Raw genomic sequence first — 6,648 nt, forward strand, 5'->3', positions numbered from 1 at the left:
TGGGAGCGGTGAGATAGCCGGGTTCTATCCCTTGTCGCTAGTTGGGATTCCCGTGCAGCTGAAGTTGCTTGCCACGCCGGCTGCGATTCCGGTCTCCGGCGGATGGACCGTGCGACCGTGCCTGTTCTATCAGAGCAATCAGACTTGTCAGAGCGTTGATACTACCATCAGGATGGCCGCACTGCTCCCCGACCACACGAGCTTCGTCCAGAAGTTACGCACAGTGAATGGGTCCGTATTTTTCTCTGTACCCACTCCGGACCTACTTGGCGTGACGTTCAATGCGAGCTACCAGACTCCGGACGCCGTCTACTATGCTTCGTTGGCCTTGTCGGGCCCGATCGTGATTCCAGCGAATGAAGGCACCGGCTTCTTGCTGTATGCACTCTCGGGGGGACCGGCCCTTGCCGCGATACCTTTGTTTGCCAAGGAGCGCAAGCGGCGTGGAGTCCGCTTTGGGTCGCGCGCGCTCCTGCTCCTCGGAGTCATCATTGCGCTACTCCCCGTGACATTGTACCTAGTAACAGATGCTACCGCGTGGCTAGGTACCGGCTGGATGCCGCGTTCGTTTCTCGCTGTTATTCCTGTTACGCTGTTATGGATTCCAGCATACATCCCCGTGGGGATAGCGCTCGCAGAGTACGTCCGCGATCCGAAACGACGCAAAGAGCTCACCAAGACACTCTTCCCCTTTTGGCTGCCAAAGAAGTAGAGGGGCTCCGGGGCCGTCGGCAAGGACCCCACTGCTGAGGGTGGGGACGTGAGGGTGGAGTTCAGGAGAGCCGCACGTGCTGCGAATCGGGCCCTGCTACCTCATCGAAGATGTGGGGCGTCCCCCGCACCATCCGGGCGTTCAGGGTCTCAAACGTCAGGGCGTCCTCGGGATATCCGAAGGCTCGCAGGTTGCTCCTGAGGTCGATGAGCGTGTCGTCCTCATCTGATGAGGGGTCGTCGAATCGACCGATCTCTTCGAGTTTTCCCCGCTGCAGGCCCTCCAAGAAGGTCGTGACGTGCCTGCTGGGCACCGATACCGTAGGGCCGACTGCGTTCCGGAGGACGTCCGGATGATTTCGGAGGTAGGGCTTGCCTCGACACCGCACGACGACGTCGTGACAGTCCTTGCTGGTGCAGAGCACATTGGGTCCGTCGAGACAGATTTCCTGCACGCAGACTCCCGGGCTCTCGATGATTGCGATCCCGGACTGGTAGTGGGTCACCGTACGTCCGAGGAGCTTACGCTCAAACTCGCCAACACCGTGCTTGAACGATTGCGGGATCGGTCCCCGAATCTTGGGGGGCAGGACATATCGAACGGAGTCCGTGTTGATCGAGACGACGAAGCCGCCACAGGCCTCGATGTCCTTGACCTTCCTCCAGATCTTGACGCGCGTTCGTGCGGTCACTTCCGCCGCATACGGCCAGGTGGTGATGGACGTCTCGCCGTGCCGCGATTCGGCGAGGCAGCCGTACAAGGCGTTGACGACGATCTTGAACAGCTGGCGCTTGACTTTGGCTTCGCGATCATCCGGATTGTCCTTCAAACGCTCTTTGAGGGCGTTGATCTTCACCAAGAAGGGGTCGAGCCAGGAGAATTGTGGCTCGTACGGTCCGAAGTACTCTTCGGCCAAGAGGACGTCCTCGGGCGTGATGCGTCGCGTTTCGAGGAAGTACTCGACTTCGGCCTTGGACGCGTAGTACGGTCGCTTCAGGCCACGGCTGGTCGGGTACAGGATGTGCGCACTGCCGCGTTTCTTGCCTCGAAGTTCGGGAGAGAGGGGCAGCAACCCGTCGTAGTCGACCAGGATGAGGTACGCTCCCAGCAGAGCTTCGGGGTGGTAGCTGTTCGAGCATCTGCGACGAAGCAGAGAGATGTCGGGCAGGCGTCGCAACGTGTCGGGATAGGCGTTCGTGATGTCCTCTTCGATCACGTCCGTCACGCGACCCAGGATCGGGGTCCAAAAGATGCCGCCTTTGAACGCCTTCCGGGCGAGCGAGTTGAAGCCCCGCTTCCTGTCCATCCAGGGCTTCGTTGCCGCCAGCTCCGGACTGAAGATCTCGACCGCGGCCTTGCTGATGGAAGCCTTCGAATTGTACCGCGTGGGCCACAGCTCTCGGCCGAAGATCTCGGGGCAGAAGTCCCGAAGCACTTGCGCCAGTCGCTTGGCGAGGAGGGCGTCCTGCTTGCAGTAGGCGACGACCTCGGCGCGATGCGCCCGGAAGTACTCGCGGCCTCCGAGGCCGCCCAAGATTTCGCCCAGGTCCGTCGAGGTCTTGTGCTCGTTCAGGAACGTCTCGGCGGCCTCTTCCAACCGGAGGGGCTGATCGCCGTCGGAGAAGAAGTTGGCGACGTCGAAGAAGCGCTTCGGATGGTTGTTGCCGTCTCTGCGGAGAACAAACGACGTTCCGCGCAGCGTGACGCGATAGGGGCCGAACGAGACGGTGTGGCACCTCTTGTCCTTCTTCATCGCTCGCAGGAATCGGAAGGCCAGCGGCTTCAGCAGGACCGCGAGATCGTACTTCAGGTTGTAGCAGAAGTTGAAGTCGCATCCCTCGTCCCACAAGAAGAGCAGCAGCCGCAGGCATTCCCGCCTCGGGTTCGCCCTCCAGCGCGCCCATTGGAAGGTGAACTTCTTCCTCGGGCTGCAGGCGACGATGAGGTTCCCGTTGATGTCCGCCTCGGTGTCGAATCCCTGCACCCGCGGCTTCGAGTGCGTGACGTACCGGGATCTCATCGGGGGCTCCCCTCCTCGAAGAATTGTCGCTGGATCTCGTCCTCGGTCGCGCGGTACAGGACTCCGGCATCGTGGGCCTCCTGATAGTCGACCTCGGGTTCCGGTAGGTTCAGGCGCTCTGCGAGTTTCTTGTCCGCCGACGTCCTGGCTCGGAATTCCTCGCGGGCCGCCCGTCCCGATTCGCGCTGGTGGCGGCTCCGGGACTTCTCGATGCGGTGGGTCTCCTCGGCAGTCAGGGGTTTCGCGCCCGAGAGCCCGCGCCACTTGTAGCCCCAGCGGTCCTCGATCTGCCTCGGGCTGAGCTTAACCAGAGCGTTGTGGGCGTCGCGCGCGACGCCTTGGGACGTCCCTCGGTTGAGACGTTCCTTGAGGAACTGTCGGGAAAGCTCTCGTTGGCTTTGCCGGGAGCTGGGCGTCTTGACTTCCTTGATCTCCTTCATGATTGTGTCACCTCCTGCCGCGACGGGCGGCGCGCGTGTTTCTCAACTAATCTCGGCAATGTATCATTTTGTACGTCCAATGGGTCCCTAGACGGTCGCAAACCCGGGAGACGGCCCGGCCCCTGCACGGCTGGCTGTGTCGGCGTCATGTTGGTGTATCGCCTCATCTTCTGGCGTAGGCCTAATTCCCCCGGAAGCGTGCTAATCTGTAACCGTCGGCGAGCCAGATGGCGGGGTTCATTCGCGTCCGTGATTGGCAGGAGCAAATCTCCATGCCCCACGAGACACCCGCCAGTCTTGCATGGGCCAGCAACGCTACCGCATCAAGCTCCAAGACGGGACTGTGACATTCGCGGACGTCCCAACGATCAAGGACACCGTCCCGATGCCCCGCGCTTGGATCATCACCCTACAGGACGGGACGCGGTTGCCTGTTGACCGGTTGCCTCCCGGGTTCAAGCACCCCAAGGTGTGGCGAGTCACGACCGTCTCTGACGAGGAGGGCGGCGGATACATTCTGGACGATGGGAGGGGCCCGACTCGGGAGGTCACGGCGATCTACGTATGCCCCATCTGTGGAGACCCGGTGGTCGAACGCGGCCGTCCCATACCGGCGATCCCCGCATGGGAAGACCTGAAACCGCCCGGACCCGAAGACCCTGCCTGGAAGTGGTTTCGGTACATCGGGGCCGTCGGTGGCGGGAAGTATTGCGCGAAGCACGCCCCGGAATCTGAACGGGAGCGCGAGGAACGCAATCTGATCGACCAGCTCCGGAGGCGGGACGCGGAACGCCTACACAAGGGGACTGAATTCGCGTCACGGCGACAGGGCCACCACAACGACGGCGGGGAATACAAGGAATCTTTCGACAGCGACGAGTCGAGAGACCCCTGGGAACTTCCCGATGCCGGGGACGAGTGGGTCCACAAGTGTCCCGCGAAGGCGGGCGCTATCGTGTGGCTCCCGGATGAAACGGAGGAATGCCCCTACTGTGGAGCTTGGGCGTAGAACGCAATCCCGCGCGATAGGGCATCTTCTCCGTAGGATGGGCGTCGACCCCTCCCTTCCTTCGAAGGCGCACGCCTACGCTGGGATCGCGTGCAGGGACAACGAGCCCGTAGGCTTGCGGAACCATCCGCCGAGCTTTCGGAGCTCCCCGGTCAGTACGGTCTCGATGGTCGCGCGTTCGCCGTGGTAAGAGATCTTCCGGGACAGCGCCTCCCCAGTCTGTAGGGCCAACTGCTTTGCGGCGTTGTTCTTGAGCCGGTAGACCCAATCCTCATCCCGCAGGAAGGCTGCCGGTGTCTCGCGGGCGAAGGCGATCGCCTCCCGATCAACAACCTGTCGGGCCAGCTCCTGCCAATCGTAGACGAATGCATCCTTGTCGTAAGTCGCATGGTGGAGGAAGCCGACGGCCGGGTCCAATCCGACGAGGGAGATCATCCGTCGACATAGGACTGCGTGGACGCCCTGTGCGTAGTTGATCGCCGCGTTGACGGATGTGGTGGCCTTCGCGTGGAGGGTCTTGTAGTATCCCGACAGGCGGTTGACGCCGAGGGCGTTCCAGTACACCTGGGCGACCTTCGACTCGTAGCCCCGGAGGTCGCGGACCGCCCGCACGTCCCGCGGAACGCGTTGACCGATCTTGGCCTCTAGGATGGCCCGCGCGACTTGGACCCGGCGGCCTTCGTCGAGCGCGGCCTGCATCTGCGCGAGGCGAAGGGGTGCGTCGTTGCGAGCCCACGGCACAAATGTCGCAAGGGGCGTGCCACTCCGTCCGAGCAGGCCGACCGTAATCCCCCACTTGCCGAGGGTCTTGAGGGCCGCATACGACACGAAGCCCTTGGTGTTGCCGATCAGGATCGTGTCGTAAGCGAAGTCGGGAGGCGGGACGGGAGAGGCATCACCGATGATGAGTCCGTCCTTCGTGCTCCGGATGTTCGTGGGTCCGTGGTCGCCGAGGAAGAGGATTTTCATGGAGAAAGTGATGGATTTCGCCGCCCTTGAACCTTGGTTCTGAATTATCAGGAGCACGGGTTGAATACACGTGCACACGTGCTATTCGTACGTATCTTTATATAGCTCCCCAGCTTTCCCAGGCCCGAGGATCGCATGCCGGTTCGGAAGAGCAAGCTAACCCTCACCGTGGACGCAGGAACGGTCGAGAAGGCAAAACACCTCGGGATCAACATCTCCGAACTCACGGAGAAGGTGCTTCGAGGTTGGGTGTTCGATCCGCACGACGAGAGTCGGGTGGCCCTCATGGACCACTATCAGGCGATGTTCGACACGATGACGCCTCTTTTGAAAGAGTACGACGTCCCCGTCCACGTAGCGAACTACTACATCACCTACGAAGATACTCTGGGGCCTTCCAAGCCGCATCTCGAGACCGCGACGGAGGAGATCTTCCTACAGCCGGGAGGGCACTTCTGGTTCCCCGATGGGGAGGTGCTCCTCCCGTTCGAGAAGCTGCGTGAGGACACAGAGATCTACTTCCTTAACCCGGAGCAAATCCTGCAAAACTTCATCGAGGCCCTGGAGAAGGGCAAGGCGAAGCGGCATGAGCGACTGGAATCCCTTGAGGTCGCCCGTCGCTTGATCGAAGCCATCGCGAAGATCGAGGCGGAGCCGGGCGCGAAGAAAGCCCTGCGCCCACTAAAGACGACCTCGACCAAGGGGAGGAAGCATGCACGAAGGCGGTAGTCCCAGGGTAGCGCTCTTCCTCGACGGACCCAACGTGTACCGGGAGGCAAAGGAGCTGGGCAGGGCGCTCGAACCGGAGCAGGTCTTGCAGCTCGCCCGGCCATTCGGCCACATGGTTGGAGCAACGGTGTACCTGGCGATGAAAGATGGCCTACCGGCCGACCAGCTGGCCCGGCGATACAACCAGGCAGGGTTCTCCGTCCGCTTCGTGCCTGGCGCCTACAATACCAAGGATGTTGACACTACCATGGCCGTGGACATCGCCGAGGCGGTGTATGATCTCGGCGCGGACGTCCTCGTCGTCGCATCCGGGGACGGCGACTTCGTGCCCGCAATCGACTTAGCCCGGCGCAAGGGGAAGGCCGTAGTCGTCTGCGCGTTTCCTGATAACTGCAACAAAGCCTTGCGGGCTCGTGCAGATCTCTTCGTCTCCCTGGAGGAGGCATGGACCCCGGTCCGAGAGGTGACCACGTACCATGCATGATGTCGCTGCGCCCCCCGTCAATCCTGCGCCTTGAGGGCCCCGCCTTCGTCGCGATGAACATGCAGCGGTCATGGTCGACGAGCGACAACTTTCCTGCCGCCATTCATTCGGCGTAGGAATGTCGCGATGGCAAAGAGATAATGCGGCTGAGAGGTCGGCTTCTCCGCACGTGGAAGCACGATTACCTTGACCGATTTCTCTTTGACGTTAACCGCCATCAAACCTACATTGAATGCACGGAACTCTTTCCGACGAGGTTCAAGGCGTTGGGCCACATCCTCAGGT

8 protein-coding genes are annotated in these 6,648 nt (G+C 61.7%); 4 read left to right on the forward strand and 4 right to left on the reverse strand.

The window, feature by feature from the left end:
- Positions 1-712 (forward strand): hypothetical protein (locus VEY12_11090; GenBank protein HYM40663.1); only part of this gene is annotated, 712 nt, incomplete at its 5' end.
- Positions 713-773: 61 nt separating this feature from the next.
- Here the strand turns inward: VEY12_11090 and VEY12_11095 are convergent.
- Both VEY12_11095 and VEY12_11100 read right to left on the reverse strand, forming a co-directional pair.
- A complete protein-coding gene (locus VEY12_11095; protein ID HYM40664.1) occupies positions 774-2,732 on the reverse strand; it encodes a hypothetical protein in 1,959 nt (652 codons plus the stop codon).
- The gene (locus VEY12_11100) at positions 2,729-3,172 is read right to left on the reverse strand and encodes a hypothetical protein (GenBank protein HYM40665.1); all 444 of its coding nucleotides are present in this window, start codon (positions 3,170-3,172) and stop codon (positions 2,729-2,731) included. Before VEY12_11100 ends, VEY12_11095 begins: the two co-directional genes overlap by 4 nt.
- 301 nt (positions 3,173-3,473) lie before the next feature.
- Here VEY12_11100 and VEY12_11105 point away from each other — a divergent pair, with 301 nt between their 5' ends.
- Positions 3,474-4,181 carry a hypothetical protein gene (locus VEY12_11105; GenBank protein ID HYM40666.1) on the forward strand — a complete coding sequence of 236 codons (708 nt, stop codon included), beginning with the start codon at positions 3,474-3,476 and terminating at the stop codon, positions 4,179-4,181.
- A gap of 75 nt (positions 4,182-4,256) precedes the next feature.
- Here the strand turns inward: VEY12_11105 and VEY12_11110 are convergent, their stop codons facing one another.
- Positions 4,257-5,150 (reverse strand): CRISPR-associated endonuclease Cas1, encoded by an 894-nt coding sequence (locus tag VEY12_11110; GenBank protein ID HYM40667.1) that lies wholly within the window; start codon positions 5,148-5,150, stop codon positions 4,257-4,259.
- A 135-nt stretch (positions 5,151-5,285) separates the two neighbouring features.
- On the opposite strand from VEY12_11110, the gene VEY12_11115 reads away from it, so the two are divergent.
- Both VEY12_11115 and VEY12_11120 read left to right on the forward strand, forming a co-directional pair.
- Positions 5,286-5,879, forward strand: coding sequence for a type II toxin-antitoxin system CcdA family antitoxin (locus VEY12_11115; protein ID HYM40668.1), 594 nt, complete (start codon positions 5,286-5,288; stop codon positions 5,877-5,879).
- A complete protein-coding gene (locus VEY12_11120; GenBank protein ID HYM40669.1) occupies positions 5,863-6,363 on the forward strand; it encodes an NYN domain-containing protein in 501 nt (166 codons plus the stop codon). Before VEY12_11115 ends, VEY12_11120 begins: the two co-directional genes overlap by 17 nt.
- Before the next feature lie 68 nt (positions 6,364-6,431).
- On the opposite strand, the gene VEY12_11125 is transcribed toward VEY12_11120, so the two are convergent.
- Positions 6,432-6,648: hypothetical protein (locus VEY12_11125; protein ID HYM40670.1), on the reverse strand; the 217-nt coding region annotated here is incomplete at its 5' end.

It is taken from the genome of Thermoplasmata archaeon (assembly GCA_035632695.1).
GTDB lineage: Archaea > Thermoplasmatota > Thermoplasmata > RBG-16-68-12 > RBG-16-68-12 > RBG-16-68-12.